Origin of the sequence: Rhizobium sp. NZLR11, from assembly GCF_019685115.1 — a bacterium.
Classification (GTDB): domain Bacteria; phylum Pseudomonadota; class Alphaproteobacteria; order Rhizobiales; family Rhizobiaceae; genus Rhizobium.
Genome location: NZ_JABDWD010000008.1, coordinates 15,509 through 42,169 on the forward strand (window position 1 = coordinate 15,509; position 26,661 = coordinate 42,169).

General features: G+C 59.8%; 29 protein-coding genes and 1 tRNA gene. 10 read left to right on the forward strand and 20 right to left on the reverse strand.

Annotation, left to right across the window (positions count from 1 at the left end; all coding sequences use genetic code 11):
- Positions 1-147 precede the first annotated feature (147 nt).
- From HJB83_RS15465 to HJB83_RS15525, 13 genes are all read right to left on the reverse strand, one after another.
- On the reverse strand, positions 148-1,386 hold the full coding sequence (locus tag HJB83_RS15465; RefSeq protein WP_221132354.1) for an HNH endonuclease: 1,239 nt from the start codon (positions 1,384-1,386) through the stop codon (positions 148-150).
- Positions 1,383-2,351 (reverse strand): DNA cytosine methyltransferase, encoded by a 969-nt coding sequence (locus HJB83_RS15470; RefSeq protein ID WP_221159566.1) that lies wholly within the window; start codon positions 2,349-2,351, stop codon positions 1,383-1,385. Before HJB83_RS15470 ends, HJB83_RS15465 begins: the two co-directional genes overlap by 4 nt.
- Complete coding sequence (locus HJB83_RS15475) at positions 2,351-3,301, reverse strand: DNA cytosine methyltransferase (protein WP_221132356.1); 951 nt, start codon at positions 3,299-3,301, stop codon at positions 2,351-2,353. The genes HJB83_RS15470 and HJB83_RS15475 overlap by 1 nt, the downstream gene beginning before the upstream one ends.
- 100 nt (positions 3,302-3,401) lie before the next feature.
- Entirely contained in the window at positions 3,402-3,842 is a 441-nt protein-coding gene (locus tag HJB83_RS15480; protein ID WP_221132357.1) for a very short patch repair endonuclease, read from the reverse strand.
- 129 nt (positions 3,843-3,971) lie between these two features.
- Entirely contained in the window at positions 3,972-4,397 is a 426-nt protein-coding gene (locus HJB83_RS15485) for a hypothetical protein (RefSeq protein WP_221159567.1), read from the reverse strand.
- Between the two features lie 659 nt (positions 4,398-5,056).
- Positions 5,057-5,707, reverse strand: a complete 651-nt coding sequence (locus HJB83_RS15490; protein ID WP_221132359.1) for a recombinase family protein — start codon at positions 5,705-5,707, stop codon at positions 5,057-5,059.
- A gap of 550 nt (positions 5,708-6,257) precedes the next feature.
- Positions 6,258-7,163, reverse strand: a complete 906-nt coding sequence (locus HJB83_RS15495) for an HNH endonuclease signature motif containing protein (RefSeq protein ID WP_221132360.1) — start codon at positions 7,161-7,163, stop codon at positions 6,258-6,260.
- Positions 7,164-7,489: 326 nt separating this feature from the next.
- Positions 7,490-9,709: a hypothetical protein gene (locus tag HJB83_RS15500; protein ID WP_221132361.1), complete on the reverse strand. Its 2,220-nt coding sequence runs from the start codon at positions 9,707-9,709 to the stop codon at positions 7,490-7,492.
- 161 nt (positions 9,710-9,870) lie between these two features.
- Positions 9,871-10,182: a hypothetical protein gene (locus HJB83_RS15505; RefSeq protein WP_221132362.1), complete on the reverse strand. Its 312-nt coding sequence runs from the start codon at positions 10,180-10,182 to the stop codon at positions 9,871-9,873.
- A 449-nt stretch (positions 10,183-10,631) separates the two neighbouring features.
- Positions 10,632-11,168, reverse strand: coding sequence for a hypothetical protein (locus HJB83_RS15510; protein ID WP_221159568.1), 537 nt, complete (start codon positions 11,166-11,168; stop codon positions 10,632-10,634).
- Positions 11,169-11,733: 565 nt separating this feature from the next.
- The gene (locus HJB83_RS15515) at positions 11,734-11,946 is read right to left on the reverse strand and encodes a hypothetical protein (protein WP_221159569.1); all 213 of its coding nucleotides are present in this window, start codon (positions 11,944-11,946) and stop codon (positions 11,734-11,736) included.
- Positions 11,947-12,137: 191 nt separating this feature from the next.
- The gene (locus tag HJB83_RS15520) at positions 12,138-13,826 is read right to left on the reverse strand and encodes a tyrosine-type recombinase/integrase (RefSeq protein ID WP_221132365.1); all 1,689 of its coding nucleotides are present in this window, start codon (positions 13,824-13,826) and stop codon (positions 12,138-12,140) included.
- Positions 13,827-13,912: 86 nt separating this feature from the next.
- Positions 13,913-13,999: transfer RNA gene (locus tag HJB83_RS15525), tRNA-Leu, on the reverse strand.
- A 168-nt stretch (positions 14,000-14,167) separates the two neighbouring features.
- Here HJB83_RS15525 and HJB83_RS15530 point away from each other — a divergent pair.
- Complete coding sequence (locus tag HJB83_RS15530; protein ID WP_207582519.1) at positions 14,168-14,590, forward strand: BA14K family protein; 423 nt, start codon at positions 14,168-14,170, stop codon at positions 14,588-14,590.
- A gap of 10 nt (positions 14,591-14,600) precedes the next feature.
- Here HJB83_RS15530 and HJB83_RS15535 read toward each other — a convergent pair whose 3' ends face one another.
- On the reverse strand, positions 14,601-14,894 hold the full coding sequence (locus HJB83_RS15535; RefSeq protein WP_207582520.1) for a SelT/SelW/SelH family protein: 294 nt from the start codon (positions 14,892-14,894) through the stop codon (positions 14,601-14,603).
- 120 nt (positions 14,895-15,014) lie between these two features.
- Between HJB83_RS15535 and HJB83_RS15540 the strand changes: the two genes are divergently transcribed.
- Together HJB83_RS15540 and HJB83_RS15545 are read left to right on the forward strand one after the other, a co-directional pair.
- Positions 15,015-15,752 (forward strand): type 1 glutamine amidotransferase, encoded by a 738-nt coding sequence (locus HJB83_RS15540; RefSeq protein WP_221132366.1) that lies wholly within the window; start codon positions 15,015-15,017, stop codon positions 15,750-15,752.
- 11 nt (positions 15,753-15,763) lie between these two features.
- Complete coding sequence (locus tag HJB83_RS15545) at positions 15,764-16,312, forward strand: sugar O-acetyltransferase (RefSeq protein WP_221132367.1); 549 nt, start codon at positions 15,764-15,766, stop codon at positions 16,310-16,312.
- Between the two features lie 43 nt (positions 16,313-16,355).
- Here HJB83_RS15545 and HJB83_RS15550 read toward each other — a convergent pair whose 3' ends face one another.
- Positions 16,356-16,784 (reverse strand): helix-turn-helix domain-containing protein, encoded by a 429-nt coding sequence (locus HJB83_RS15550; RefSeq protein WP_221132368.1) that lies wholly within the window; start codon positions 16,782-16,784, stop codon positions 16,356-16,358.
- Between the two features lie 149 nt (positions 16,785-16,933).
- On the opposite strand from HJB83_RS15550, the gene HJB83_RS15555 reads away from it, so the two are divergent.
- Both HJB83_RS15555 and HJB83_RS15560 read left to right on the forward strand, forming a co-directional pair.
- Complete coding sequence (locus HJB83_RS15555) at positions 16,934-18,325, forward strand: MFS transporter (protein ID WP_246762706.1); 1,392 nt, start codon at positions 16,934-16,936, stop codon at positions 18,323-18,325.
- Positions 18,326-18,413: 88 nt separating this feature from the next.
- Positions 18,414-18,866: a GFA family protein gene (locus HJB83_RS15560; RefSeq protein ID WP_221132369.1), complete on the forward strand. Its 453-nt coding sequence runs from the start codon at positions 18,414-18,416 to the stop codon at positions 18,864-18,866.
- Position 18,867: 1 nt separating this feature from the next.
- Here HJB83_RS15560 and HJB83_RS15565 read toward each other — a convergent pair whose 3' ends face one another.
- From HJB83_RS15565 to tenA, 4 genes are all read right to left on the reverse strand, one after another.
- Positions 18,868-19,167, reverse strand: a complete 300-nt coding sequence (locus HJB83_RS15565) for a CcdB family protein (protein WP_221132370.1) — start codon at positions 19,165-19,167, stop codon at positions 18,868-18,870.
- The gene (locus HJB83_RS15570) at positions 19,167-19,397 is read right to left on the reverse strand and encodes a type II toxin-antitoxin system CcdA family antitoxin (protein WP_088940105.1); all 231 of its coding nucleotides are present in this window, start codon (positions 19,395-19,397) and stop codon (positions 19,167-19,169) included. The genes HJB83_RS15565 and HJB83_RS15570 overlap by 1 nt, the downstream gene beginning before the upstream one ends.
- 58 nt (positions 19,398-19,455) lie before the next feature.
- A complete protein-coding gene (gene lepA / locus HJB83_RS15575) occupies positions 19,456-21,288 on the reverse strand; it encodes a translation elongation factor 4 (protein ID WP_207582528.1) in 1,833 nt (610 codons plus the stop codon).
- Between the two features lie 77 nt (positions 21,289-21,365).
- Entirely contained in the window at positions 21,366-22,064 is a 699-nt protein-coding gene (gene tenA / locus HJB83_RS15580; protein ID WP_221132371.1) for a thiaminase II, read from the reverse strand.
- A 138-nt stretch (positions 22,065-22,202) separates the two neighbouring features.
- On the opposite strand from tenA, the gene HJB83_RS15585 reads away from it, so the two are divergent.
- Both HJB83_RS15585 and HJB83_RS15590 read left to right on the forward strand, forming a co-directional pair.
- Positions 22,203-22,772 carry an XRE family transcriptional regulator gene (locus HJB83_RS15585; protein ID WP_207582530.1) on the forward strand — a complete coding sequence of 190 codons (570 nt, stop codon included), beginning with the start codon at positions 22,203-22,205 and terminating at the stop codon, positions 22,770-22,772.
- Positions 22,773-22,795: 23 nt separating this feature from the next.
- On the forward strand, positions 22,796-23,314 hold the full coding sequence (locus HJB83_RS15590) for a GNAT family N-acetyltransferase (protein WP_207582531.1): 519 nt from the start codon (positions 22,796-22,798) through the stop codon (positions 23,312-23,314).
- Between the two features lie 29 nt (positions 23,315-23,343).
- Here HJB83_RS15590 and HJB83_RS15595 read toward each other — a convergent pair whose 3' ends face one another.
- Positions 23,344-23,955: an HAD-IA family hydrolase gene (locus tag HJB83_RS15595; RefSeq protein WP_221132372.1), complete on the reverse strand. Its 612-nt coding sequence runs from the start codon at positions 23,953-23,955 to the stop codon at positions 23,344-23,346.
- Positions 23,956-24,088: 133 nt separating this feature from the next.
- On the opposite strand from HJB83_RS15595, the gene HJB83_RS15600 reads away from it, so the two are divergent.
- The 3 genes from HJB83_RS15600 to HJB83_RS15610 all read left to right on the forward strand — a co-directional run bounded on the left by HJB83_RS15600 (position 24,089) and on the right by HJB83_RS15610 (position 26,659).
- Positions 24,089-25,114, forward strand: a complete 1,026-nt coding sequence (locus tag HJB83_RS15600; RefSeq protein ID WP_221132373.1) for a histone deacetylase family protein — start codon at positions 24,089-24,091, stop codon at positions 25,112-25,114.
- 9 nt (positions 25,115-25,123) lie between these two features.
- Entirely contained in the window at positions 25,124-25,675 is a 552-nt protein-coding gene (gene recX / locus HJB83_RS15605; protein WP_221132445.1) for a recombination regulator RecX, read from the forward strand.
- Between the two features lie 90 nt (positions 25,676-25,765).
- Entirely contained in the window at positions 25,766-26,659 is an 894-nt protein-coding gene (locus tag HJB83_RS15610; RefSeq protein WP_207582534.1) for a DMT family transporter, read from the forward strand.
- Positions 26,660-26,661 lie beyond the last annotated feature (2 nt).

Consider the following 26,661-nt stretch of genomic DNA (forward strand, 5'->3'; position numbering starts at 1 on the left):
CAAAGCCTTCCACGTCGATGGTCCGCGATGAGCGTGAAAAAAGCGTCTAAGATTAGCTGTTTTCGCTAACCAGCCACCAGCTGTGTCGACTGTTCAGCGATGGCTCCGGCAGAGACGCCAGCTGTGCATAGAGCCAATTGTAGATTGTCAAAGATAGTCGTTGCGCCATCTTACATTAGCGGGGTTGACGAACGCGGGAAGGGCGATTGCTTTCGGAAGGGTCTTATAGTTGCAGCTTTGGAGAACGCGGTCGGTCAGGGCCAAGTCGCCATTACTGAGAATACGAATATGCTGTCCGTCATAGAGCCGATGGATATCGACGCGGAGGCAGAAACTGTTGTCGCTGCTGTCTGCGCCACCGTTGGTAACGGGAACGATGTGTGCTGCCTCTAGGACCTGTGAAAGCTCCTCTCCAGTGACGAGGCATTTGCCTCCGTACGCGTCCAGTACCGTAGCACGGAACTTTGCTTGGCCCTTCCTAACAACTACCTGCGCGGTGGCCTTTTGGCGCTCGATAATCGAAGGCAGGTCGGAGTGCTGGACCTCCTCAAGCGCCTTTTGCGCGTTGATCGGTCCGGTGAAAATGGAGGTCGTGGCAGGAACGCTGACTGCGTTGGTCTCAAAAAGTTCGTCCAAATGGAACCGCTGATCGTACCCATCGATAGCGTGGTCCCTTCGGAGAATATCAAAGTTGGCGAGAAAGAGCATGAACTCGCGAGCGAGGCGGTGGTCATTGGCAGCGGGAGTACAATCCGGCCAGCCCGTGACGACCACCGGGCCTACGCGGCGGTAGCGGAGTACATAGGTGACCATGTTCGCGATTGTCTCTTTAGCTCCCGCGAGAGGAATGACAACCTTGATTAGTTCGTTCGGTGTAAGGAACGCATCCTTGATGCCGGCCGACTGTCCTATGCTATTGATGACCTCAAGAATAAGCTGGAGTGGCCGGATTTCCAGTCCTGTGGCTTTCCATCTAGCGATCTCAGCGTCTGAGTAGGTTTGTGGATTAGGAAGGACCGTTTGCTGCACCATGAGTGCCGCGAACTCACCTTGAGTGATCTTTCCACTCGATACCTGCTTGCCAAGATCGGTAAGCTGGATGATGCCCCGCGTAGGCTTAAGGAGGCCGGTGCCTTTCCAGTATTGCCCGGAATTTCTAATGAGATTGCGGTCGGCTGTTCGACCGAGATCGATATCGGTCTTCGTATCGGCCTGAACCCTCGCGAGGTCCTTTGCGACCTGTTCGCTTGAGGGAGCTTCGTTTTCGTGCTTAGCCAGAGCGCGCAGCACTCCAAGAAATACCGGAGCTTCCAGAAGCCCTTCTGACGGCGCAACGGATAGCCACCGCCATTTATAGGTATCGAACGGCTTAATTGGGGGGATCATGCCACGTCCGATTGATCGTGTCCGGCTTGCGTCATCTCAGCGTTTTTCAGCATCCCGCCAATGGCCTTGCCAAGAAGCGGCGGCACGGCATTTGCAATTTGCCGGTACGCAGAAGTTTTCGTGCCGTGGAACTCGAACGTATCCGGGAAAGATTGGACGGTGGCAAGCTCCCGTGCGGTCATCCGGCGATGGTTGCGGGGATGGTGCAGGACTACCACTCCGCCCCGTTCGTCGCCCCGTGCGGTCACTGTAGGCGCGGGCTTCGTAGGATCGATCCTACGATGACCGATGTGGCCGTTGAACCGGAGCTTGTATTTCGAGCATTCGTGGTTGGGAATGTGCGGCGCGTCTTCGGGCTCCGGGAAGTGAGCGAGGGCCTTCCCCACGGACAGCCATGGCTTCACGCCCGTCTTGAGGGCAATTTCCGGGTCTCCGTGTGTGGCAGGAGGGGGGAAGGCGAAATCGTCGGAAAGGTCGTTCCGAACGCCAAGGATGAGCAACCGCTTGCGGGCTTGGGGAACCCCATAGTCAGCCGCGTTTACAAGATGATGTCGGACCTTGTATCCGAGATCACTGAACTCCTGCACAATGGCCCTAAGGACTTCACCCTTGGCAAATGAGGCAAGGCCCTTGACGTTCTCGCCCACGAAGAAGCGAGGCCGCTTCTCTGCGACAACCCGGACCATCTGCTTGTAGAGTTGGTTGCGTGGGTCTTCCAGCGACCTCGCCCAATTTGCCACCGAGAAGCCTTGGCATGGGAAGCCGCCAACAACCACGTCGCAGTCGGGGATCTCCGAGCCGGGGATCTCCGTGATATCGCGCTCGTCAACGTGCGCGCCGATATTCTTTTCATACGAACGGACGGCGTCCGAGAAGATGTCGTTTGCCCAAATGACTTGCAAGCCAGCCTGAATGAGGCCTAGGTCGAGCCCTCCGGCACCTGAGAAAAGCGAAACGACGCGCATCAAGCAACTTCCTTTAGAGGTGCGGCTTCCTTCAATTGGTCGCCTAATACCTTGCCGAACAAAACGGGAACCGCATTCCCGACCTGCCTGTAGCACGAGTTCATCGCCCCGACAAACTCAAAGTCTAACGGGAATGTCTGAATAGAAGCTTGCTCTCGGATAGACATTCGCCGGTGATTATTAGGATGCTGGATTGCGCAGACGCCGCCGCCGCCGTTGCCGCGAGCCAAGATCGTCGGCGACGGCTTGTCCGGGTCCGTCGTCCGGTGCCCCGTGAAGTTGCGGTTCGTCACCTTGTATTTGGAGAAGATGTGATTGGGTATGTCGAGACCGGCGGCGGGCTCCGGAATGTGCGCCAGAGCTTCCCCGATCGTGACCCAATTCCTCAACCTCGTATCCTTCCGGCGCGGGTCAGCGTGTGTCGGCTCCGGAAATACGAAGTCACGGCCTCTCGGGAGATCGCTGCGCACCCCGGCAATGATAACGCGTTGGCGCGCTTGAGGAACTCCGAAGTCCGCGACATTGAACAGGCGCTTGGACACGCGGTATCCCGCAGCGGCGAAATCCCGCTCGATCTTCTCGACGGCTCGTCCCCCGGCAAGGCTAAGGATGCCCCTCACGTTCTCTGCAAGGAAATACTTGGGGCGCTTATCCCGTACGACCCGTAGGAATTCCAAATAGAGGCGGTTCCGTTCATCCTCTTCAAAACGAAGCAAGTTAGCCTGAGAGAAGCCTTGGCACGGGAAGCCGCCGACAACCACGTCAGAGTCCGGAATGGAGGAAGAGGGGATGCTGCAAATGTCTCCAAGGACGATGTGATTACCGATGTTGCGGGAGTATGTGCAGACGGCATCTTTATCGAAGTCGTTTGCCCAAACCACTTCATGACCGGCTTGGATGAGCCCCAAATCTAGCCCACCCGCGCCGGAGAAAAGTGACACTACTCTCATGATACCATCCCAAGAAACGAAGCAGGTGCGAGCGTAGACGAGCAGACCATCTTTGTGAATCCCTTCCGGGAACACATCACAGGTCATTGCGAACGTGGCTTCAAGTTTCGAGCAAGCTTCGATGGTTGGGCATATTGAGAAAGGTTTCGATCTGGGCTTGCAGGACGACCTCCTCCTTAAGCTCGCATTCCCAGAGGACAAGGACACGCCACCCGAGTGCTTTGAGAGCAGCAACGTTCTCAGCGTCACGGGCTACCGTTCGCGCCAGCTTGGGAACCCAGTAGTCTTGTCTGCTGGTCGGGATTGCGGACGCCCGACAGTTGTTGCTTGGGTGCTGATGCCAGAAGCAACCGTTGACAAAGACCACGGTATTCCACTTCGGAAGGGTGATGTCAGGCTTTCCCGGCAGGTCCTTCCGGTGCAAGCGATAGCGCAAGCCCATACCATGTAGAAGACGCCGGACCAGCATCTCCGGTTTAGTATCCTTACTTCGAATCTGAGACATCAGCGCGCTGCGCGTTTGAGGCTTCATAAAGTCCATAGTACTATCCGGCAGGATATTCGCGTTAGGCAATAGATGGTAATTTCCTGGTAAAAATACCAGCCGAAGCTAGGTCTATGGTGGCGCGCTGGACGAGGTTTGAGAAAGCTCAGTTTCCATATCGACGGCTCAACGCGAGACCATATGCTTCGTGAGGTGGGCCAGCGTTTCGGCCATCTGCTGGAGGATCGACAGGACAGGTGCTAGGTCGGGCGTTGGGGCCGTAATCGATGTGAGGCCGCGTCGATAGTCGGCGTATGCCTTGACGACCATCTCGCATACGGTTTGTGTGTCGAGCACATCTGCGAGTACGGCAATCCGAATGGCTTGCCCCTCATTCAGGAAGAATTCCTCAGAGGGTCGGCCTCCGTCCACCTCAGAAGCCTTTTCTACAGTGGCAAGAAACCCATAAGCTGCGAGTTCATTGACGTGGCGTTTGATAAGGTCACGTAACTTTATGCGCTTTGCGAACCGTAGCCGCGCAGCGAGTTCGAGGTCATGAATGCGCATCTCGTCGTTAATCATATGCAGCGTGACAGAGGGCGTATTGGTCATGTGTTTCCTTAGGAGCAGACAGACCAACCCTTGCACAGGCTAGTCGGAGACAGAACGGGAAAACATCCGGCAAAGCAAAAGGCGAGCTTATTGCCCGCCTCATGGATAGTCCCAGGTCACGGTCGAATGCCCGCTGACGGTGCGGATCAAACCACGCTAACAGGTTCGCTAGGGACCACGCGCTGCGGCTTTCGGCTGTGCACTACGCCCGCGCCTTTCGCAACGAAAAGCTCGTGGCACGCTGTCTCCAGCCACAAAGAGGAACGGTGGATCTCGATGGTGACTGATCCGACTGAGATTGTCATTTGAGAATACTCCTTGGCAGTTGCGCGACAATTCGCAAGACAGACATAGGTCCGAAAGGGAACGCACGTCAAGAAGAAGTTACAATTTATATAACGTTTTCAGTTGCATAAGTGAGAATGAGAGAGTGGAGCGCGGGCGGCTATGCGGTTGATGCGCCCGGAATTTCAAACAGACGGCCACACAGATGAGTACGTACGGTTAGCTGAAACAGCGCGACCTCACGGGCGGCCCTTGCAAGCGCTGACGCTGCGCTATATCCATTCGACAGGCGGGCCTCGCTCTGTGCTCCGTACTGATTTTACTTGGCAGTTGATCGGGAGGGTTGTTCATGGCGTGGCCTGTCGCTTCAGCGGTCAAACGCGCTCTATCACGCGGGATACCTGCACTGCGGACCACGTACCGCCTCGTGGCGTAGCAATCCCCATTTCATTCAGAGTCTCGGCAATCTTAGCCAGCGACTGCCCAGCCTCACGCAGCGGACCAACCACCTTGATAAGGCGTTGCGCCTCCCCGTTGGCCCTCTCCCGAATAGCGGCATTGCGCTTCATCGTGGCGTCACGCAATCCGCCAAGCTTAACGCCACGGTCTTTTGCTGCGCGTAGTGCCGCCTTGGTGCGTTCGCTGATGAAGGTCCGCTCCTGCTCTGCGAGTGCAGCGTAGATATGAAGCTGGAACTTGTCAGCCATCGGCATCTGCGCCACGCGTAGCTTGACCTTCTTGTCATCCATGAGCGAGGCAATGAAGGACACCTTACGGCTCAGGCGGTCGAGCTTGGCCACAAGAAGCTCCGCGCCGGTCTTGCGGACTAGCGCAAGGGCCTTCGTCAGTTCGGGCCTCTCGTTGTCGCTTCCCGACTGGATGTCTTGGAACTGCCCTATGACTTCGTACGGCACCTCGGAGAAGTTGGTGAGGAATATGTCGATGTCGCGCTGCTGGGCTTCGAGCCCTAGACCGCTCTTGCCCTGGTCTTCGGTGCTGACGCGCGTATAGATGACATACTGCATTGCCGGTCTCCGTTGTGCATGTAATGACCGTATATCGATCGATGTTACAAACGTCAACGTCCGTTGTGGGTGTTATGAAACCGGTTCGTATGTTGCTGGAGGATTAGCGATGCGCCAAGCAAAAGGAGCGCACAAGGAACGCACGCAACGTATGAGACCCCAAGGGCTGATGGGCTACCATCTACCCGCAGCTTATCAAGCGAGAGCCCAACGCTGGCCATAGAACCGCCCACGGCTGACCTCGGGTCTCACTCTGCCGGAATGTCCAGTAACAGCAGAAGGACCGCACAAGGCCAGCCATGGGCAAGCTGGAGGCATAGCGGCGCCGGGCATGAGCGCATGGAACTTGATTAGCCGACCGCGATGCGATGTTCGCTCAGGGTCGATGGGGAGTTTTCGGAAATTCTAATGTCATAAGAGGCCAGACATTTTTGCTCCGGAAAACAGCGTGCCGGTGGGTGACGCTAACACAAAATTTTCCGGCTGCGATTTCAGGTTGCGTGCTTGTCCTTCTATCTCGGGACTTTTTCACGCTATGCCTAAAGCTGTTCTATGGGCGCATCTCGGGCGGTGCCTCTCGCATCTTCGCTTGGGAACAAGCGGGGCAGTAATCGCCGCCGTAGGACGTGCGGAGTTTTCCGCCCTTCACCTTCAGACCCGCCTTGCGCGCTTGCTGCAGGACGTATGCAGCCGTGACACCGTGAGCCTTGGCGATGTCATCAGAGTGCTGGCCCATCTTGAAGTCTTGCACGATGCGCGCGTCCCGCTCGGGCGTGTGGCCGTATGCCCGTCGAGCTTCACGCTTCTGGTAGTTGATCTCTCCAGAAGATGCCAGTTCCTCAAGGATGCGGCTAACGCTGTCGAGGTCGCACCCTACGCGCTTGGCAATCATGAAGGGACGAAGGCCTTCAAAATGAAATGCCTTGATGCGGTCCCGGTCGATGTAGCTGGAGCCAGGCGACACGCCAGCCTTGCGGAGCACGTAGCAGACCGTGGCCTGTGTGCAGCCGACCTCCTTTGCGATCTCCCTCTGCGCCATACCGCTGACATGAAGTGCGAGAATGTTGTCATGATCGAAGCTGCGGGCTTTTCCTCGATCTGACCGGATCTCCACCCCCTCTTGCATAAGAACAAGCTGTACGGTTTCGCGGCGCGTTCGATAAGCCTTAGCCAGGGCAGTCAGCGTTGCGCCGTAGCTGTATGCCTTGCAGAGGGCCGCACGCTCAGTTTCTAGGCGCTCCGCAGCAAGTCTTCGCCGGTCGACCCTGCGGCGTTCGGTACGCTTTGCCCAGCCGTTTACCTTCTTGGTGTTCCAGATGAGATTGGATAGGAGGTTACAGGTCGGCGTGTCGTTCAGGTGTAGAGCTTCGAAACCTTCAGGGCACGGCCCTCGGTGCGCTTCGAGCACGAGCCGATGGACCTGCTTTGGGGCCATTCGTCCTTCGGGCGTGGTCAAGAAGATGTAAATGTATCCGGTGCGGTGGAGATACGGGTCAACGATCTCGTGCGTTCCTGCGACCCTGATACGGCCATGCGTGCTAGCCTCGTGGGTTGGGATGCTTGGGATCGTTGCCCATGCTTCATCTGAGAGCGACGCGCGTTGCGGCTCTTCGATAGGTCGAGTCATATGCGGGATGGTCCTATGAACTGCCGGAAGTTATTGATCGTTAGCAAGTTTGCTAAAGTGAACTTGAGGATCTGCGACGAGAGGACCGGAGAGGCAGACGGGCTTACCCCGCCAGCCGAGTAAGACCAGCGGGGGGGGCGCCGCTTTCGAGATGATTAGTCGCGCGACGGGCCAAAGCCACCCAGGTTGAGGGGCATCGGCGGGTTGACCTTCATGTCCTGATTGATGGTGCGCTGTGTGCCCTCTGCGAGAGCGGATGCGGTCTTGTTCTTCTGCTCTTCCTGATGCACATCGCTGTACATGCGAATAAGCTCCGCGAACGACATTGACATGGTGCGTGTGAGTAGGCCGTCAGTCGAGACGACAACGAAGCGGTTGGTCTGGCCAACACGCTGAAACGAGAGCGTGTTCGGATCGATGCCCTTGAACTCTGGCGTTTCCAACAGCCTCTTACGCGCGGCCTCGAACATTGGCTTGGCCTTGTCAGGCTGACTGATCGGGAGGCCCGTCATGTCGATGGACTGGCCGTTGAAGTTCGTAACGTTGGCCTTGAGCCTCTTCGTCACGATATCAGGGATCTCTGCAGCCGTGCGGCCTGACCGGAACAGCTGATCTGCAAACCGCCCAGCGAGAGCTTTAAGCTGGCTCTCGTTGCCACCGGCTTCGGAGGAGAACCAGTTGAACGGCCCCCAGCCGTCGTTGTTGGTTTTGATGTTGTCGATGACAGCCTTGATCGTTTCCTCCTTCGTCTTGCGATCCAGAGGAACGGTGCTGTCGTAGTTGTCGCGGTCAGCGATGGCACGCTTCAGGGCAGCTTTGGGATCAAGCTTAAACCGTGCAGATGCCGTGAGGCTGTCGACGAATGCGCGGTCCTTGTCGGACTTGACGATGGTGTCGAGGAGGCCCGGTGCTTTCGTGGCGATGCGGACAAGCTCGTGAGCCTGTGCGATCTGCGTCGGCGTGGGTTCATCGTCAGCGCGGCTTGAGGCGAGGACGCCCTTCGCTGCATCCGCCAAGTCGTCAGGAAGCTCGTCATTGCGCGTGAAGATGTCGAGATAGGCATCCGTACCGGCCTCCCTGATTTCCGCATCCGTGGCCTTTGATCCGGCCTTTGCAGACATTGTGTTCTGTCGAGCGATTTCGGCGTTCGCCTTGATCGCCGACATGATGATTTCCTTACGCGGAACTGTGGCTGTCTTTCCGTTGGCTAGAGTTACCTTGCCGTCATCACCGACAGCCGACTTTACTGCACCGCTCTGCACTGCTTCGGACAGCTGCACGCTATTCTGCGCGAGAAGGATATCCTTGGCATCGGCGCGTTGCTGTTCGGACATGGCGTTTGCCTGAGATCTGAGGGCGGCAGTGTGCGTATTGAAGATCGAGTTCAGGCCGGCTGCAGTGAAGATCTTGGGATGCGCGTCGGAGAAAGCCTGTGCTTCTTTCTTCTGATCTTCGGTGAGTGTGCCTGTCTGAGCAGACTGCATCCAGCTGAAAAGCTTGGTCTGGAAGTCTTCCTTGACGCGACCTTCAGTGACAAGGTTCGCGCGCTGCTGTGCGTTCTGGAAGACCTGTCCCATGATGTTCTTCAGTGGACCAGAGCCGAGATCGATATCCCCAAGGACGTTGACCTTATCGATATCGCCGTTGTCACCGGCCTTGACGACAAGACCCTGAAGCAGTGCTGCCTGTTCAGCAGGGGCGGTGTGGATGAAGTCGGTGTTCTCTTTGACCATCTGGCGCACGATAGCGCCCATGACCTGAGGGTTCTCAGCTTGGCTCATTGCTGCGTCGAACGCACCTGAGAGCGTCAGGTCACGCTGCTGGACGAAGTTCTTCGTGGCGGTCTGTGTCTTCGCGGCCTGAAGCTTGGCGGGGAGATCCGCTAAGCTCTGCTCAAAATACCGCATTGCCGTGGCGTTATTTCCGAAACGCTGCTTGAACTGATCGCGTGCAGCAATGATTGCAGCGTTCTGGTCAAAGTTCGCCTGGTCGCCGCTCTCACCAAAAGCCTTGACGATTGCATCCTGAGCTTCGTTTGCGGCGACAAGGCCCTGCCTTGCCCCGAGAGCTTGTACGGTCTTAGGGCTGTAGGCACCGGACTTCAGCTGTTCGCCGATGGCATTGCTGTCCTTGCCCATGGCGTCAAACTCAGCGCGAGCCTGTTCGTCTGCTTGAACCTGGGGGTCGTGCTTCTGGTCAAATAGGGACTGGCCGAACTCTTGGACGGTCGGCTGAAGCTTTCCGATCTCCGACAGGAAGGTGTGGATTTTGTTGGGGTCCGTTTCCGGTCGCTCGGTCTGGACCATAGGACGGCTGAACGTCGGGTTTGAAATCGGGTCAAGCTGGATTGCGGATAGTGTGGGCTTGTCGACCATGAAAATGGTGTTCCGTGTTGTGGCGGTTGATAAGGGAATGGGCACGTCTGCTCTCCTCTCCAAAGGCGGGCCTACAGCCAGCGTGAAAACCGCCACAGCAAAACGCTAGGGGCCTCGGCCTTTGAAGGGGAGAGCAGACGTGGAAGATTGATAGAGCGGGATTAGGCGGTGCGCTCTACTGCGGCGCTGTTGGACTGCCCGTCGACAATCCATAACCCGAGAAGAATTCCCATCAGGAGATGCGCTGTGTGCCTTGCATCATCGGTGGTAGCGGTGGCGATCTTCGTCTGGATCTCGGTGACCTTTTCAGCAAAGAGAGCGTCGTTGGCAGATGGCGGGCGTTCTGTCAGCGCTGCGAGGACTGAGGAAATTTCCTCAGATGCAGTGGCCATCGGGAAGAGCGCGGGAAACGCTATGATGTTGGACATTCTGGTGGTGCTTTCTGATTTGCCGGAAGTCGGCTTTAGGCGCATGAGTGCGCGTCTCCCTGCGGACGGTGCCGTATGGGATTGGTGATGTTCGATGCTAACAAGTTTCGCTTAGAGACCTGTTCTGCGTGGCGGGAGACCAACGACTAATGGCGGTGCCCACGATGAGGAGTTGTGTAGGCAGATACTACGCCCCCGCTTTAAGCCAGACCGGTCAGCTGTCTAAAGCTCCGCTATTATAAGCAGAGTTGAATAAGGGAAATCATTGAACAGGGTCTCCAAGAAGCGGGGCCGCAGTGCCTTGCATCTCAGGTCTTAGCTGTAATGGTATTTCCCGAGTTCGATGGTGAGCAGCAGCCGTGTAGGAATAGCGCCGGTGGTCAGCTTAAAGCGTTCCACTTTCTCTAAAAAGGGAGAACTGAACGTCAAAAGCCCAGCGCTCCGGGCTTCCCGCTTCTGGACTCCGCACGATATTACACAGGTCGCGGTGTGCGTCAGGCAACGCGCAACCATGGATAGTGAATAGCGATGTCCGCATAAATGCACAGCAAAGCCGACGTGTATGCCGCGCATCCTACCGCATATCCGTCAGCCGTGGCTGGCTCGTTGATGCGCTTAACGTGGTATTGCAAAAGCTGCGGAGTGATGCCCAGCATACGTGCAATGTCCGCCTTACGCATTCTGCGGCCCAGCATTTCGCCAATTTCAGTGCGCATCGCGATGACGCGGGCTTCCTTGTCTGTGCAAAGCGAGTCCTCTGGTAGGCAGAAGGGCATGCCGATGGATTGGGAACGGTGCTCAACCACATGCTGTTTCGCTTGTGCGAGTTCGACCGCGAGTGCTGGACATGGTTCAGCGAGATACTTGTAGACGGCGTTCTTCGATAGTTCGAGCACCTTGGAAATCTCAGCGACGCTTTCCCCAGCTATCGCCATCGCGTGCGCGGCCTTGTGGTTGAATTCACGGGTGTCGCGTTTGGCTTGCGTTGCGGCAGCTGTACGCGCGGCTAAGCCGGTAACGATCTGTAGCATGGGAGGTCCGTAGCATTGGTCGCAGAGCGGGGGATGAAGGGTTGAGAAAAACGTGCTGGCGTGAAGGTTCCGAACCTAGACCACGGAAGATATCCGGACTGCCCTACCTTGCCTGTCCATTTCATCCCGAGAGCGTCGGTTTTGTTCGTCCTTGTCCAAGGGTGAGGTTCTTATCCCGCCGTGTCCAAGAGCAAGGGTCTTATTGCCGTCTGCTGCCAACCACCAAGAGCGTCGGTCTTATTGTCCAACAGCTGCGTTGCGTCTTTGACATCCCGCTCAAGAGCGAGGGTTTTGTTCTTCGGTTGCAAGACCGCGACTGGATCGATCTTACGTTTTGCGATTGCTGTGGACGGAGTAGAACATTCCGAAGGGCGGTTCTTCGTATTCGGTGTGACGTGCTGGGTAGGCCAGCGAAGGAGCAGCGTTATGCTGGCTCGCGGTAATCGCGGGGTGTCACGTGTCGGATAGGAGAAGAGCGGCGGGGCGGTACCACCTAGAGAAAGGGTCTTATTCCCACTGCACCAAGAGCGTTAGTTTTGATCCTAATGTATCCAGAGTGTCAGTCTTATTCCCTGATCGCCTTACGCACTTTCGCAGCAGTCGCGGTGCGTGAGAACATGCGGACCAGAAGGGCTTGCGCTTCGTTTAGGTAGTAGGCTTTGCCGGGACGTCCACGACCTGCCGATTTTTGGGGAACCGCCCCAATATTCCCATGCTGCGTCAATTCCTCAAGGTTTGGCACGATGAGGTCTTTACGGATATTCGCAGCAGTCTTCATGCCTAAGCGTTCGGCCAGATCGGTATCCAGAGCGCGAGTTTTGATACGTGGCATCCGCATTAGAAAAGGCCAAGGTCTCGATCACCTTGGCCCTATTCATAACCCTCTAGCGAAGGGGGTCTCGGGGCTACGGCCTCGGGACGTCAGGACGGTAGATTATGTCCGAACTTAACGCAATTACCTCTGCGGCTCTATTCGACGTTAGGAGCGCTGTCGGCTAAGGCCTTGAGATCGAGCTTAGAGATCGCTTCAAGCATTTCTGAGGTCTCCGCATGGTGGTATCCTGCAGCATCGCTCGTGGGAGCATGGCCCTGTATGGCGTCAACTAGACGGCTGTCGCATCCCGACCGGCGCGGAAGCTCTGACTTGAACCAGTGCCTGAACGAGTGTGTCGGCCCCTTACGCCTGTCTGTGATCCCCAATCCGCGCACCCAAGTGCCGACCCGATTGCTGACACCCTTCGACGGGTGCTTCTGGTCGTCTCGCAACTGCACTGCAGCCTTCCCTTTGCTGCCGCCGTAGAACAACGGCCCCTTGCCGCGCTTCCTAACGAACTCCAAGAAGCCTTCAGCAATGAGGTCGGGGTGTAGCGGTACCATCCTCTCCGACCCTTCATTCTTCAAAGATCCACCATCCGGTGCCGTCGTGATGTGGATGCACGGGTTCCCCGCATCGTCGGTGATGACCATGTTACCCCACAGCTGCGCTATCTCAGCGACACGCGAGCCTGTCTGTGCTTGAAGCCATGGTATCCAGCGGAGGTGCGCAAGCTTCTCCTTACGCGCGCTATTGAGTATGAGCGCCACTTCAGCGCGGGTGAAAGCCTGACGCTTCGTCCCTGCGATAGCCTTCTGCGGTGCCTTCACGCCATCAAAGGGATTGCGGCTGATTCCCGTCGTCTCGCTGTTACTGAGGCCGAATCGGTAGAGCGTGTTGAGCGCAGCGAGGTACGTCGTCGAAATCTTCTTGAGACCTTCGGCTACGAGCGCGTCTTTCCAGCGTAAGGCATCGACACGCTCAACCCTGTGCGGGTCGTCATGTCCTATGAACTTCGTAAAGCGGGCCAAGTAGCCGCGCCATGTCGAGATCGTAGAAGCCGCGCGCTTATCCGCTGCCTTCCAGCGGTCGAAGAGGTCATCGAAGGTCTTGACATACGCATCAGTCGAACGCTGCGCTGCGGCGGGCTTGGCTTTAAATTGTGGGTACTGTGACGCGTAAGGGTCGGCAGAGTAGTTTCCATGGCTACGCTGCGTGAGTGTTTCCACGACCTTTCTTAAAGTCGCCGGTAGCCCTTCGACTAGATCGCGATAAGACTTCTCCGAGAGCATCAACGCACGGGCGGATAGGAACGCGTCCACGTCGATAATGCGCCTAACACGCGCGACAGCGGCGGCTCTGCCTTGCGGGGTCAACGCTAGAATGCCGATTTCGGCATCAGCGATCATCTCACTCCACTCGGAAAGCTCGTTCCACTCCTCGACCCCATCCTCGACGGCAATCTTGTAGCGGGCCGGGGGATTCGCCTCATGCTCAGCGAGGAGGGCTTTGTGAATATCGCCCAAGAGCGCGGTCAGCTGCAAATGCGAAAGATCCTCAGGCCCGCGCTGGGCGGCGTCTAGGAATGCTTCAACGTGGCGCAAGGCGGCAGCGTGACGGATTGCAGCGAGGCGGGAGGCTGGAGCGCCAAGCGAGAAGGCAATCATCTCAGAAATCGTGACGGTGACTGCGTAGGTAGCGCTGCCTGGCGCGGCTGTCTGTGGAAGGTCCAGGGAGAGTTTCTTGCCCTTCAAAACCGACAGGAGAGCGGTTGGAACGCGCTTCTTAAATTGCTCGTTCTTCGTGCCAGCGCGCTTCATCGGTCGGGAGATCCGCATTACCATTGTGGGGCGCTCCTGTGTGACAGTGAGGAGCAGTCAACCCCTTGAAATGCTAATTGAATAACGATTTCAAGGGGGACAAAAACGGATGGTGCCCAGAAGAGGACTCGAACCTCCACACCCTTTCGGGTACCAGCACCTGAAGCTGGCGCGTCTACCAATTCCGCCATCTGGGCGACGGAGAGCGATGTAAGGGGGCGGCTCCTGACTGTCAACCGGGTTTTTGAAGTTTTTCTGACAGTTGGCAAAAAACAGTCGCTCATATGAGAGGGAGTGGCCGGAGGGCAGGCATAGCGCTTCGCTTGGTATGCCCTATATAAAGGAAATATCGAAAGGAATCCCTCATGCCCGTTGTCCGCATGCTAGTGTTCGCCGGTCTTCTCGCCGTTCTCGCGCCTGCCATGGCGGGCGCTGATTCGCTGAAGCTGGGCAAGCCGGGGATCGGGCCGCTCAACACCGGATCGACGCTCTGCGATTTTCGCGGGTGCTTCGGTTTCGGGCCGCAGCAATGGCATCGACCCGCCTATGTCCAGCCGAATTACCGCCCGCGCGGCGCGACGGGTCCGACCTATTACCAGCCGGGTGCGGCTGGCCGGCCGCAGCTGACCTATGAGCCGCCGCCGGTGCGCCGGCTGCAGCCGAAGGTGGCTGACAAGAACAGCCATGTCGCCTGGTGCAGCAATGAATACCGCTCCTACGATCCAAGAACGGATCGCTTCCTCACCTATGAAGGCATCTACAAGACCTGCCGCTCGCCCTATCGCTGAGTTGCCGCCATTAGCTTTCGAGCAAGGCGCGGTCGACATGACCGAGATCGCGGCCGGGCTCGATGATATCGCGCACCCGCTGCTTCAGTTCCTTCGGCCCGGGAAAGCCGCCGTCGCGCTTGCGCTCCCAGATCAGATCGCCGTTGACGCGGATCTCGAAATTGCCGCCGGTGCCGGGGATCAGCGCTACTTCCCCGAGACTGTCGGAAAAAGTGTGCAGCAGCTCCTGCGCCATCCAGGCGGCGCGCAGCAGCCAGTTGCACTGGGTGCAGTAGAGGATCGAGACACGGGCTTTTTCGGTCATGGCAGACTCCTTTTCTCTGCGCTGATGTAAGCCCTGTTGTTGGCGCGCGCAATCGCCAGCGTCTTGCGCGCCACCCGCCGGCATGGTCTCTTCCTCTATCGGCCATACCGGGAAAAACCCATGCGAGTCGCAGTCATCGAAAATATGAAGAACACCGGCCTCGGCGCGCTTGCCGCTGCACTCCATGAGGCGGAAGCGGAGATCGAGTGGTTCCGGGTGTGGCAGGACGGCGTCCTGCCACCGGATATATCCGGCCATGACGCGCTTGTCGTTCTTGGTGGCGAGCAGAGCGCGCTGGATGACGAGACGCACCCCTATCTGCCGGAGCTCGTCCGGCTTTCGCGCCGCTTCGGCGATGCCGGCAAGGCCGTGCTCGGCATCTGCCTCGGTAGCCAGATCCTCGCCCGCGCCTATGGCGGCGACAATTTGCTAGGAAGCGCCCGCGAATTCGGCTGGCACGGGATCGGCGTCACCGAGGAGGGCCAGGCCGACCCGCTGCTGTCGGCGCTTGGCGGCGAATTCACCATCTTCGAATGGCATGTCGATACGTTTTCCCTGCCCGCGGGCGCGGTGCGTCTGGCGACAAGCCCTGTCGCCGAGAACCAGGCTTTCCGCATCGGCCGCGCCGTCTATGGCACCCAGTTCCATTTCGAGGCCAATTCCGCGGTCGTCGCGCAATGGAAGGCCGAATTCCCCGATACGATCGAGCGCATCGCGCCAGGCTGGCTGGAGAGCCATGCCGAACTGGCGGCAAGACATGGGCGTGGCGCCGATGCCGCGGGCCTTGCCATCGCCCGCGCCTGGGTCAGCCTGATCGAAGGAGACGAGATCGAGATGCTGTCAGAGGCCTCGGCGTGAGAGGCGAGGTCATGCCGGCAAGCGAACGCGAGAAGATGGCGGCAGGCGAATGGTATTGCTGCCTCGATGACGAACTCGATCTCTTGCGCCGGCAGGCGCGCCGGGCTGTCCATGCCCACAATACGCTGCCGCCGGACGAACGCGGCGCCATGGCGCCGGCCCTGAGGACGCTCTTTGCGCAGGCGGCGCCCAATGTCTTCATCGAGGCGCCGTTTCACTGCTCCTACGGCATCAACATCACTCTCGGCGAGCGCGTCTATTTCAATGCCGGCTGCACCATCCTCGATTCCGGCCGGGTGACTATCGGCGACCGCACCATGTTCGGCCCCGGCGTGCAGATCTATTGCGCCGAACATCACAAGGACCCGACGCTTCGCAGCCGGGGCATCGAGATCGCTCGGCCGGTCGTTTTCGGCAGCGACGTCTGGATCGGCGGCGGCGCCATCATCCTCGGCGGCGTCGCGATCGGCGATGGTGCGATCGTCGGCGCCGGCGCCGTGGTGACCAGGGATGTGCCGGCGAACGCCACCGTGATCGGCAATCCGGCGCGCGCTCGATAGCCCTTCTCCAATTTCATCTGTCGCGGCATCATTCGTTGCCCGGCTAAAGGCCACTGTCGGCTCGCGCATCGTAGCGTTGCCGCGCGGCGATGATGCCGGCCTGGTTCTGCTCGGTCCACAGCACCAGCGAACGGATCGTTTCGTGCAGCGTGCAGCCGAGCGGCGTCAACGCATAATCGACCTTCGGCGGCACGACCGCATAGACGGTGCGCTCGATGATACCGTCCCGCTCCAGGTGCCGCAGCGTCGTCGTCAGCATGCGCTGGCTGATGCCGTCGATATTCCTCTTCAATTCCGTGAAGCGAAGCGTGCGTTTTTCGAGCAGCGCAATGACGAGCAGCGACCATTTGTCGGCGATCCGGTCGAGGATCTGCCGGACCTCGCATTCCTCGCGCGCATCCCATTGCAGGACGTCATAATTCTTGCCGGTGCTGCAAATGTCACTCGGTGAGTTTGAAGTGCCTTCTTCCATGGTGCCGGATCATGTCTTAACTAGGCTTCGGTTACAAGAGGGAACCGAGGCATGAAAAGTAACTCGCCTCATCCCCGTTGTTTCAGCTCGTCAACCGAAGGAACGGATCCATGTCCACCCCATCTTCCCAGACCAAATCAGAAGGACGCATGAGCCCACGCTCAGCCGGGGCACTGATCGTGCTCTGTGGCGCGATCTTCCTCGAAGGCATCGATGTCGCCATGCTCAATATCGCGCTGCCGGCGATCCGCGCCGATCTCGGCCTGTCGACAACGACGCTCAGCGCCGTCGTCAGCGCCTATGTGCTCGGTTATGCCGGCTTCATGCTGCTTGGCGGCCGCGCCGCCGATATCTTCGGCAGGAAGCGCGTCTTCCTGACGGCGCTCGCCGTCTTCCTCGCCTTCTCCGGCCTCGGTGGTTTTGCGAGCGAGGGCTGGATGCTGCTCGTTGCCCGCTTCGTCACCGGTGCAGCTTCCGCCTTCATGACGCCCGCCGGCCTGGCGCTCATCACCGCCAATTTCCCCGAGGGAGCGCAGCGCAACCGGGCGGTAATGATCTATGCGTCGACGGCGTCGGCCGGCTTCTCGCTCGGCCTTGTCGCCGGCGGCCTGCTTGCCGCGATCGACTGGCGCTGGGTGTTTTTCGCGCCGGTGGTGCTTGCGGCGAGCCTCCTTGCCGTCGCCCCGCGGCTGATCGTCGACCGGGGTGCGGGAACCGCGCGCGGAAAATTCGATCTATCTGGCGCAGTGACGCTGACCGGCGCCATGCTGCTTGCCGCCTACGGCGTCACCCGGCTCGAGCATCCTGGCGAGCGCGCGGAATGGACGATCGCCGTCTTTGTGGCAAGTGCGCTGTTCTGGCTTGCCTTCATTCTGATCGAGCGCTCCTCGGCTGCCCCCTTGGTGCGGCTCGGCATTCTGCGCTCGGGCGCCCTGATCCGCGCCAATCTCGGCGCCCTGCTGTTTGCCGGCTCCTTTTTCGGCTTTCAGTTCATCGCCTCCCTGTATCTGCAGGAGCTGCTCGGCTGGACGCCGATGCAGACGAGCCTGGCGCTGCTGGCGATCGGCATCGACGCGGTGGTTGCGCCGATCCTGACGCCGCGGCTCGTCGACCGCTTCGGCAATGTCTGCGTCATTCTCGGCGGTTTCCTGCTGGCGCTTGCCTGTTATGCGCTATTCTCTCGCATGGGCTTCGACTGGACCTATGCTGCCATGTTCCCGTCGATGCTCCTGCTCGGCCTTGCCTTCGCGCTCGGCTATGGCCCGTTGACCATCGTCGCGACCGACGGCATCGCCGAAGACGAGCATGGGCTTGCCAGCGGCTTGGTCAATACCGCGATCCAGTTCGGAGCCGCGCTCGGCCTTTCCGGCGTCAGCGCCATCGGCGCCTATATTCTCGGCGAAGAAATCTCTCCCGAAGCCCGGCTGGAATCGCTACGTGTGGCGCTTCTGGTGCCGATGGCGGCTGCAGCCCTCGGCGCGCTGGTCATGGCAACGGGCCTGCGGGGCCGCGGCGGCTCCCGCCGCGAAGCGGTCGCCTGACCATGCTCGGCAAGGCTACGCATCGTGGCCTTGCCACCTCGACAGCGGCGATCATTCCGCTAGATCATCGGCAAACGGGAGAAATATCATGACAGCGCAAACCCTACCCATGGAAGGCGGCTGCCGTTGCGGCCAGGTGCGGTTGAAGATCAGCGTGCCGCCGTTGCTGACCATGGCCTGCCATTGCACAGGCTGCCAGAGGATGACCGCGAGCGCCTATTCGTTGAGCGCCGCCATCCCCAGTGAAGGCTTCGAGGTGACGAAAGGCGAGCCCGTCATCGGCGGCCTGCACGGCGTTACGAAACATTATTTCTGCCCGCATTGCATGAGCTGGATGTTCACCCGTCCGGAAGGCATGGACTGGTTTGTCAACCTGCGTGTCACCATGCTCGACGATCCCAGCTGGTTCACCCCCTTCATCGAGACCTGGACGAGCGAGAAGCTGGCCTTTGCCGAGACCGGCGCCGTGCACAGCTATGAGGCGCTGCCCGAAATGGACGCTTATGAGGGGCTGGTGAAGGAATATATGGGCGGACAGTGACTCAGAAGCCCTGGAAGAGAAAATCCAGGGCGCTGGTGATACGATCGCTGTCGGAGGTGAGATCCGCGGCGACGACGCCGATCTCTTTAATGGAAATCGCACCGACAAATTGGGTCGCCATCACGTATGGCACGTGGTTGATCACGAATTGCGGATTGAGCTGGCGCATTATTTTGGGAAGAGCTTGCAGCGGAAGCATCGGTGCCATGATCCGCGTCGTCAGCTCGCCATGCAGATCTGACTGCAGATCGAGAGCAAGCGCATCGGTATGCACGAGATTGTAGACGTGAAACCGTGCCATCAGAATTGGCGATATTTCTGAAACGGCAGGCCGTGCTTTTCGACATAGGCATTGGAAGCGGCGATAGCCTCGGCATTCTCGATACGCCACAGCCGCTCGCGTTCCGCCTTTATGGCTTTCGCGATTCCATCTTCCGCCGCCCTGGATATATTGATCTTGAGGTCGCGCGCCTGCGAGACGAGACCTTCATCGAGAGAGAGGTTCGCTGCTTTTCTCGCATGCTGCGCCATGACGATCTCCTTGGTTTGATGCGCACACTATATGCGCATCAGATGCCATTGAGAAGCGTTACTCGTCGCCCATCTTCAGCGCTGCAATAAACGCTTCCTGCGGAATCTCGACCTTGCCGAACTGGCGCATGCGCTTCTTGCCAGCCTTCTGCTTGTCGAGCAGCTTGCGCTTGCGGGTGGCGTCGCCGCCGTAGCATTTCGCCGTCACGTCCTTGCGCAACGCCGAGATGGTCTCGCGGGCGATGACATTGCCGCCGATCGCCGCCTGGATCGGAATCTTGAACATGTGCTTCGGGATCAGCTCCTTGAGCTTTTCGCACATGTCGCGGCCGCGCTTTTCGGCCGCCGTCCGGTGCACCATCATCGATAGCGCGTCGACCGGCTCGCCATTGACGAGGATCGACATCTTCACCAGGTTGCCCTCGCGGTGGTCGGTCAGCGTATAGTCGAAGGAGGCGTAGCCCTTCGAGATCGACTTCAGCCGATCGTAGAAATCGAAGACGACTTCATTGAGCGGCAAGTCATAGGTCAGCATCGCGCGCGTGCCGACATAGGTGAGTTCGATCTGGATGCCGCGGCGGTCCTGGCAAAGCTTCAGAATGCCACCGAGATAATCGTCAGGCGTCAGGATCGTCGCGCGGATCCACGGCTCGTGGATTTCGGAGATCTTGACGACATCGGGCATGTCGGCCGGGTTGTGCAACTCGCGCTCCGTGCCGTCGGTCATGAACATCTTGTAGACGACGGAGGGTGCGGTGGCGATGAGGTCGAGGTCGAACTCGCGCTCCAGCCGCTCCTGAATGATTTCGAGATGCAGCAAGCCGAGGAAGCCGCAGCGGAAACCGAAGCCAAGGGCAGCCGACGATTCCATTTCGAAGGAGAACGAGGCGTCGTTGAGGCGAAGCTTGCCCATGGCGGCGCGCAGATCCTCGAAGTCGGCGGCATCGACCGGGAACAGGCCGCAGAACACCACCGGCTGCGCCGGCTTGAAGCCCGGCAGCGCTTGGGCGGTCGGCCGCTTGTCCTCAGTGATCGTATCGCCGACGCGGGTATCGGCCACTTCTTTGATCGAGGCGGTGATGAAACCGATCTCGCCAGGGCCGAGGCTGTCGATATTGACCATCTTCGGCGTCAGCACGCCGACGCGCTCCACCTGGTATTTCGCATCGGTGCCCATCATGCGGATCGTCTGACCCTTGGTCAGCACGCCATCGATGATGCGCACGAGAACCATGACGCCGAGATAGGTGTCGTACCAACTGTCGACCAGCAGCGCCTTCAGCGGCGCTTTTTCGCCGCCGGGGCTCTTCGGCGCCGGCAGCTTGTTAACGATCGCCTCCAGCACGTCGGGAATGCCGAGGCCGGTCTTGGCCGAAATCAGCACGGCCTCCGAAGCGTCGATGCCGATCACTTCCTCAATCTGCTCCCTGATGCGGTCGGGTTCGGCGGCCGGCAGGTCGATCTTGTTGAGGACGGTGACGATTTCGTGGTTGTTGTCGATCGCCTGGTAGACGTTGGCGAGCGTCTGCGCCTCGACGCCCTGGCTGGCGTCGACGACGAGCAGCGAGCCCTCGCAGGCCGATAGCGACCGCGAGACTTCGTAGGCGAAGTCGACATGGCCGGGCGTGTCGATCAGGTTGAGAATATATTTCTCACCATTGTTCGCCTGATAATGCAGGCGCACGGTCTGGGCCTTGATGGTGATGCCGCGCTCGCGCTCGATATCCATATTGTCGAGCACCTGCTCGGACATTTCGCGCTCGGCAAGGCCGCCCGTCGTCTGGATCAGCCGGTCGGCCAGCGTCGATTTGCCGTGGTCGATGTGGGCCACGATCGAAAAGTTGCGGATATGGGACAGCGGAGTGGTGGAATTGGTGCTCATGCGCGCCATATAGCAGCGCCGCCCCCTGCCGCAAAGCGGTAATTATCCCGCTGTTTACGCTATTTTGTCGGCCGGTCGGGCGCGGATCAGACCGGCCACGTCTCCAGCCGCCAGGCTGAATCCCAGAACATCCATTCATATTGCGAGGCGCGCACGAAGACATCGCTCATCTCGGCGCGCTCCACCGGTGACGCGGCGCGGGCGGCAATGTCGGTCAGCGCGATCACCTCGCGGGCACCGGCGGCAAATTGCGGATCGCCATAGGTGTTGATCCAGGCCTGGAAGGCGTTGCCCTCGATCGCCGGCCGGTTCTTGATCGCCTCGCCGACGTGCCAGTAGATCCAGAAGCAGGGAAGGATGGAAGAAAGCGCCACCGCGTAGGAGCGGTGATAGGCGGTGGCAAGCAGGAAGTTGGTATAGGCAAAGCAGGCAGGCGAGGGTTCGGCTGATGTCACATCCGCGGAGGTGATGCCGAACTGGGTGAGGAAGCCTGCATGCAGGCCCTGCTCGACGGTGATCGCCTTCTGCGCCGAACCGAGGAAGCGCAGCACCTGCGCATTGTCGGGCGCCTTGGCCGCGACGATCGCCAGGCAGCGCGCATAATGCTTCAGGTAGAGCGCATCCTGCAGAATGTAGTGCCGGAAAACCTCCGGCAGTAGCGTGCCGTCGGACAGGCGGGTAAGAAGCGGCAAGACCTCGATCTTGGCCATAACGGGCGCGATCCTGTCCCAGGCGGCGGCCGTGAAGCTTGCCGTCAGTTCGGTGCTCTGCGTGCTGGCGTCCATCGTTTTCTCCCATCTGAATTGCGCTGCCATATATCGGCGAGGCTGTGGCGAAAGCAAGGTCAGCGCCGACCGCCTGAAGAGAGTTGATTCCATCATCGGATCATGTATTTCTCTTATAGTGGAATCATGGATCTAGAGATGGAAGACCAACTGGAACAGGCAATCGGCATCCGCATCCGCAAGCTGCGGCTGGAAAAGGGCTTGACGCTGGAGGATCTTGCCGCGTTTTCCGGCGTCAGCCGGGCGATGATTTCGCGCATCGAGCGGGCGGAGGCGAGCCCGACCGCCTCGCTGCTGGCCAGAATTTGCGCCGCCCTCGGCCTGTCGCTCTCGGCCTTCTTCGCGGAGGAAGGGCAGCAGGCCTCGCCGCTTGCCCGCCGGCAGGAGCAGCAGGTCTGGCGCGACCCGGAGACCGGTTATCTCAGAAGGTCTGTGTCGGCTCCGGGCACCGCCTCCGATGTCGACATCGTCGAAGTCGAATTTCCGGCCGGCGCCCGCGTCAGCTTCCCCCCGCATGCCAGCGCCCATGGCATGACCCAGCATGTCTGGCTGTTCGACGGCGAGCTGGAGATGACGGCGGGGGAGGTGGTCTATCGGCTGCGCCCCGGCGATTGTCTCTTCATGCCCGTCGGCGAGGGCCATGTCTTCCACAATCCCGGCCATGCCCCGGCGAGCTATTGCGTCGTGCTCGATCGCGGCGGCCGCTAACAGCTTCATTTCAGGAGAACAGCATGGCCGACATTCGTACCCTTTCTGCCGAGGAGGCGCGCGCCGCCATTCCGGCGCTGGCGCAGGTGCTTGCCGATTGCGTCGCGGGCGGCGCTTCCGTCGGCTTCATGCAACCTTACGGGTCTGAGGATGCCGTGCCCTATTGGCGCGATGTCGCCGATGCGGTCGCCTCCGGCGGGAACCTGCTGCTGGTCGCCGAACTCGACGGTCAGATCGTCGGCACGGTGCAGGTAGGCGCCGCGCAGATGCCGAACCAGCCGCATCGCGGCGATCTGAAGAAGCTCTTGGTGCATCGCTCCGCCCGCGGGCGTGGCCTTGCCCGGCTGCTGATGGATGCCGCCGAGCGCGAGGCGGCAAGGCGTGGCAAGACCTTGCTGGTGCTTGATACGGCAACCGGCAGCGATGCCGAGGCGATCTATCCGCGCCTCGGCTGGCAGCGCGTCGGTGTCATCCCGGATTATGCGCTGTGGCCGCAAGGCGGCTTCTGCGATACCACCCTGTTCTATAAGCGGCTCGCCTGATTGCGCCGGCCCGGCTCATCCCAGACGGCTTATCGCGGATGGCTGAAGGCGGAAAGCGTCTCGTGCAGCCTGGCGCCCGCCGTCCATTGCGCCGCACTCCAGCCGAACTGCCGCGCCGCTTCGATATTTTCCGCCATATCGTCGATAAAGGCGATCTCGCCGGGCAGGGCACCGGCCCGCTCGGTCGCCAGCCGGAAAAACTCAGGCGAAGGTTTGCGGTGTCCGAGCGCTGCGGAGTAGAGGATGCCGTCGAAATGCGCGCCGAGGCCGGCCTCTTCCATCAGGTAGCGCGCCCGCCTGTGCTCCTGGTTGGTCGCCAGGAAAAGCGTGATGCCGCTTTGCCGGAGCGCGGCAAGCTCTTTCAGCAAGTCGAGATCGAGGCGGCGATCGTTTTCGAACCAGTATTCGATCAGCGTCGCGGCGCTGAGATGGGGCGCGATCTTTGCCAGCACTTTGGCAAGCCCGGGCTCCAACGCTTCGCGGCCGATAATGATATCGCCCCAGCAGGTCTGGAAGAATTCCTGCTGCAGCAGCTCGAGGCGCAGTCCGAGATCGCGTTCGAGATAGGTGAAGTGCGGCAGGCCGTCGGCCGGCCGGCCATGAATAAGCACGCCGTCGACATCGACCATCAGCACTTTCATGCGGGAATTTTCCTCGTTCTCAAAACACTGGTGAAGGTGGCGTTATCTGCCTCGGCGATCAATGCCTCCTGTGGCTTTTTTGCTGGAGTCAACCCGTGTAAATCTCGACTTTCAATCAACGGCAGGATCTGAAATGCGCGTCATCTATTCCGAAGACCACAAGCTGCGCGACGCCAGGACCGAGCTTTACGCCGGTCAACTGGTGACGCCCTTCGAGGCGCCGTTCCGAGCCGAATGGATCCTCGCGGCGGTGAAGGAGGCGGGCTTTGCCGATGTCGTCGCGCCCGATGCGCACGGACTGGAAACGGCTGGGAAGGTGCATGATCCCGCCTATCTCGATTTTCTCGCCACCGTCTGGGATCGCTGGGTGGCGGCGGGGTTCGAAGGGGAGGCGATCGCCAATTCCTTCCCGGTGCGCCGCACCAGCCAGCGTGTGCCCGAAAATATCGTCGGCGCGATCGGCCATTATGCCAATGCCGCCGACACCTCGATCACCAAGGGCTCCTATGAGGCGGCGATTGCCTCGATGCGCTGCGCGGTGTCAGGCGCCGACTGGTTGGCGCAGGGCCATCGTTTCGCCTTCGCGCTCTGCCGCCCGCCCGGCCACCATGCCGGCATCGATCTCTTCGGCGGCTACTGCTTCATCAACAATTCGGGCGTGGCGGCGCAGCGGCTGCTCGACCGCGGCGCGGCCAAAGTTGCCGTGCTCGACGTCGATTTCCACCATGGCAACGGCACGCAGGATCTCTTCTATCACAGAGGCGATGTCTTCACTGCCTCGCTGCATGGCGATCCCATGCAGGCCTTTCCCTATTTCCTCGGCCATGCCGACGAGGAAGGCGAGGGGGATGGCACCGGCGCCAACCGCAATTATCCGATGCCGCCGGGCACGCCCTGGGAGGTCTGGTCTTCGGCCCTTGCCGATGCGCTCGCCCGCGTCAAGGCCTTCGGCGCCGAGGCGATCGTCGTGGCGCTCGGCGTCGATACTTTCGAACGCGACCCGATCTCCTTTTTCAGCCTGACCTCTGACGATTTCACCCGCATGGGGGCGATGATCGCCGCTGCCGGCCTGCCGGTGCTCGTCTGCATGGAGGGCGGTTACGGTGTGCCGGAAATCGGGCTCAACGTTGCCAATGTCCTAAAGGGTCTGGAAGCCTGATTGCTTGATATGACCGACGAGACCGTTCCATCCGATATCCCGACGCCCCGCATGCTGAGCTGGGCGCGCAACTCCGCCATCTATCGCCTGGAGCGGCGGATGATGACGGAAAAGCAGCTCTTTGACGCCATCACCCGCAAGGCCAACGAGAAGTTCGAGGATATCAGCGCGGCGCAACTCAAGGCCGTTGCCGATTTCGCCGTCAATTTTGCCTATGACAACAAGGTGCTCGACGATAGCGCCTACGCGGAAATCAGCACGCGCTCTGCCGTGCGCGGCGGCAAATCGAAGCGCGCGATCGCCCGGAAGCTGACAGCCAAGGGTGTCTCCAGCGACAAGGTTGAGGCCGCACTTGCGGAGGCTGACGATCTCTATGCCGCGGCGATATATGCCCGCAAGCGCGCCTTCGGTCCCTTCCGCCGGGTCGAACTCGACGAAAAGCGAAAGGCCAAGGAGCTCTCCGCTTTCGCCCGCAACGGCTTCAGCTTCGAGATCGGCAAGAAGGTCTTCGAAATGAGCTTCGACGACGCCGAAGAGGTGATCCTCTCCGGCCGCCTCTGATGCATCAGGTCTTTTGCTGCCCGGATCAGAAGTTTGAATTTGTCCGCCGCAAATCGCCTTCGTATGAAGAGCGCTCAATCGGAGACGCACATGGAAGACAGAACGAACGACGGTTCCGGCGTGCTGGCCATCGAAGCGCCTGCAACATCCGGCGGCGTGGCGGCGGGTGCCCTGATGTGCCTCATGTCCATGTCCTCAATCCAGTTCGGCGCGGCGCTGTCCTCCTCCGCTATCGCCACCTATGGACCAGCCGGCGCCAGCTGGCTGCGCCTTGCCTTTGCCGCCATCATTCTGGCCGTCGCCGTCCGTCCGCGCATATTCAGCTATAGCCGGGAGCAATGGACAAGCGCGCTGGTTCTCGGCACGACGACAGCGCTGATGACCATGAGTTTCTTCGCGGCGATCGAGCGCATACCGCTCGGTCTTGCCGTGGCGATCGATTTTCTCGGCCCGCTTTCGGTGGCGACCATCGGTTATGGCCTCAGCCGCCGTCTCGTCTGGCCGCTCATTGCCGCGCTCGGCGTTCTGGCTCTTGCCCATGACGGTGAAGGCTGGGTTGGGAATATCCAGGGCATTCTTTTCGCCTGCGGCGCGGGAACCGGCTGGGCGATCTATATCGTGCTCACGAAGAGGATCGGCGCAAGCTTCAAGGGGTTGGAAGGGCTTTCCATGTCGCTCATGGTCGCCGCTCTGGTCGCCACACCTTTCGGCTTCTCAGGCGCCGTGCCGGCGCTCGATAGCTACGGCCTGATCGAAATGGCAGGCCTTGCCATTCTCGTGCCGCTACTGCCCTACACGCTGGAGCTGATTGCTTTGCGGCGCATGCCGACGACCTCCTTCGGCATTCTGATGAGTCTGGAGCCGGCCATTGCGGCGCTTGCAGGCTTTGCCATTCTGGCGCAGCCCCTGACCCTTCTGCAGATGGCCGGAACGGCCCTGGTAGTCGCCGCAAGCGCCGGCGCCACCTTCTCCGCAAAGCAGTAGGG

Bases quoted from the DNA above. Each gene is read 5' to 3' on its own strand.
- HJB83_RS15465 (WP_221132354.1), bottom strand. From the start codon at position 1,386: ATGATCCCCCCAATTAAGCCGTTCGATACCTATAAATGGCGGTGGCTA.
- HJB83_RS15470 (WP_221159566.1), bottom strand. From the start codon at position 2,351: ATGCGCGTCGTTTCGCTTTTCTCAGGTGCCGGAGGGCTCGACCTAGGC.
- HJB83_RS15475 (WP_221132356.1), bottom strand. From the start codon at position 3,301: ATGAGAGTAGTGTCACTTTTCTCCGGCGCGGGTGGGCTAGATTTGGGG.
- HJB83_RS15480 (WP_221132357.1), bottom strand. From the start codon at position 3,842: ATGGACTTTATGAAGCCTCAAACGCGCAGCGCGCTGATGTCTCAGATT.
- HJB83_RS15485 (WP_221159567.1), bottom strand. From the start codon at position 4,397: ATGACCAATACGCCCTCTGTCACGCTGCATATGATTAACGACGAGATG.
- HJB83_RS15490 (WP_221132359.1), bottom strand. From the start codon at position 5,707: ATGCAGTATGTCATCTATACGCGCGTCAGCACCGAAGACCAGGGCAAG.
- HJB83_RS15500 (WP_221132361.1), bottom strand. From the start codon at position 9,709: ATGGTCGACAAGCCCACACTATCCGCAATCCAGCTTGACCCGATTTCA.
- HJB83_RS15505 (WP_221132362.1), bottom strand. From the start codon at position 10,182: ATGCGCCTAAAGCCGACTTCCGGCAAATCAGAAAGCACCACCAGAATG.
- HJB83_RS15510 (WP_221159568.1), bottom strand. From the start codon at position 11,168: ATGCTACAGATCGTTACCGGCTTAGCCGCGCGTACAGCTGCCGCAACG.
- HJB83_RS15515 (WP_221159569.1), bottom strand. From the start codon at position 11,946: ATGAAGACTGCTGCGAATATCCGTAAAGACCTCATCGTGCCAAACCTT.
- HJB83_RS15520 (WP_221132365.1), bottom strand. From the start codon at position 13,826: ATGGTAATGCGGATCTCCCGACCGATGAAGCGCGCTGGCACGAAGAAC.
- HJB83_RS15530 (WP_207582519.1), top strand. From the start codon at position 14,168: ATGCCCGTTGTCCGCATGCTAGTGTTCGCCGGTCTTCTCGCCGTTCTC.
- HJB83_RS15535 (WP_207582520.1), bottom strand. From the start codon at position 14,894: ATGACCGAAAAAGCCCGTGTCTCGATCCTCTACTGCACCCAGTGCAAC.
- HJB83_RS15540 (WP_221132366.1), top strand. From the start codon at position 15,015: ATGCGAGTCGCAGTCATCGAAAATATGAAGAACACCGGCCTCGGCGCG.
- HJB83_RS15545 (WP_221132367.1), top strand. From the start codon at position 15,764: ATGCCGGCAAGCGAACGCGAGAAGATGGCGGCAGGCGAATGGTATTGC.
- HJB83_RS15550 (WP_221132368.1), bottom strand. From the start codon at position 16,784: ATGGAAGAAGGCACTTCAAACTCACCGAGTGACATTTGCAGCACCGGC.
- HJB83_RS15555 (WP_246762706.1), top strand. From the start codon at position 16,934: ATGAGCCCACGCTCAGCCGGGGCACTGATCGTGCTCTGTGGCGCGATC.
- HJB83_RS15560 (WP_221132369.1), top strand. From the start codon at position 18,414: ATGACAGCGCAAACCCTACCCATGGAAGGCGGCTGCCGTTGCGGCCAG.
- HJB83_RS15565 (WP_221132370.1), bottom strand. From the start codon at position 19,167: ATGGCACGGTTTCACGTCTACAATCTCGTGCATACCGATGCGCTTGCT.
- HJB83_RS15570 (WP_088940105.1), bottom strand. From the start codon at position 19,397: ATGGCGCAGCATGCGAGAAAAGCAGCGAACCTCTCTCTCGATGAAGGT.
- lepA (WP_207582528.1), bottom strand. From the start codon at position 21,288: ATGGCGCGCATGAGCACCAATTCCACCACTCCGCTGTCCCATATCCGC.
- tenA (WP_221132371.1), bottom strand. From the start codon at position 22,064: ATGGACGCCAGCACGCAGAGCACCGAACTGACGGCAAGCTTCACGGCC.
- HJB83_RS15585 (WP_207582530.1), top strand. From the start codon at position 22,203: ATGGAAGACCAACTGGAACAGGCAATCGGCATCCGCATCCGCAAGCTG.
- HJB83_RS15590 (WP_207582531.1), top strand. From the start codon at position 22,796: ATGGCCGACATTCGTACCCTTTCTGCCGAGGAGGCGCGCGCCGCCATT.
- HJB83_RS15595 (WP_221132372.1), bottom strand. From the start codon at position 23,955: ATGAAAGTGCTGATGGTCGATGTCGACGGCGTGCTTATTCATGGCCGG.
- HJB83_RS15600 (WP_221132373.1), top strand. From the start codon at position 24,089: ATGCGCGTCATCTATTCCGAAGACCACAAGCTGCGCGACGCCAGGACC.
- recX (WP_221132445.1), top strand. From the start codon at position 25,124: ATGACCGACGAGACCGTTCCATCCGATATCCCGACGCCCCGCATGCTG.
- HJB83_RS15610 (WP_207582534.1), top strand. From the start codon at position 25,766: ATGGAAGACAGAACGAACGACGGTTCCGGCGTGCTGGCCATCGAAGCG.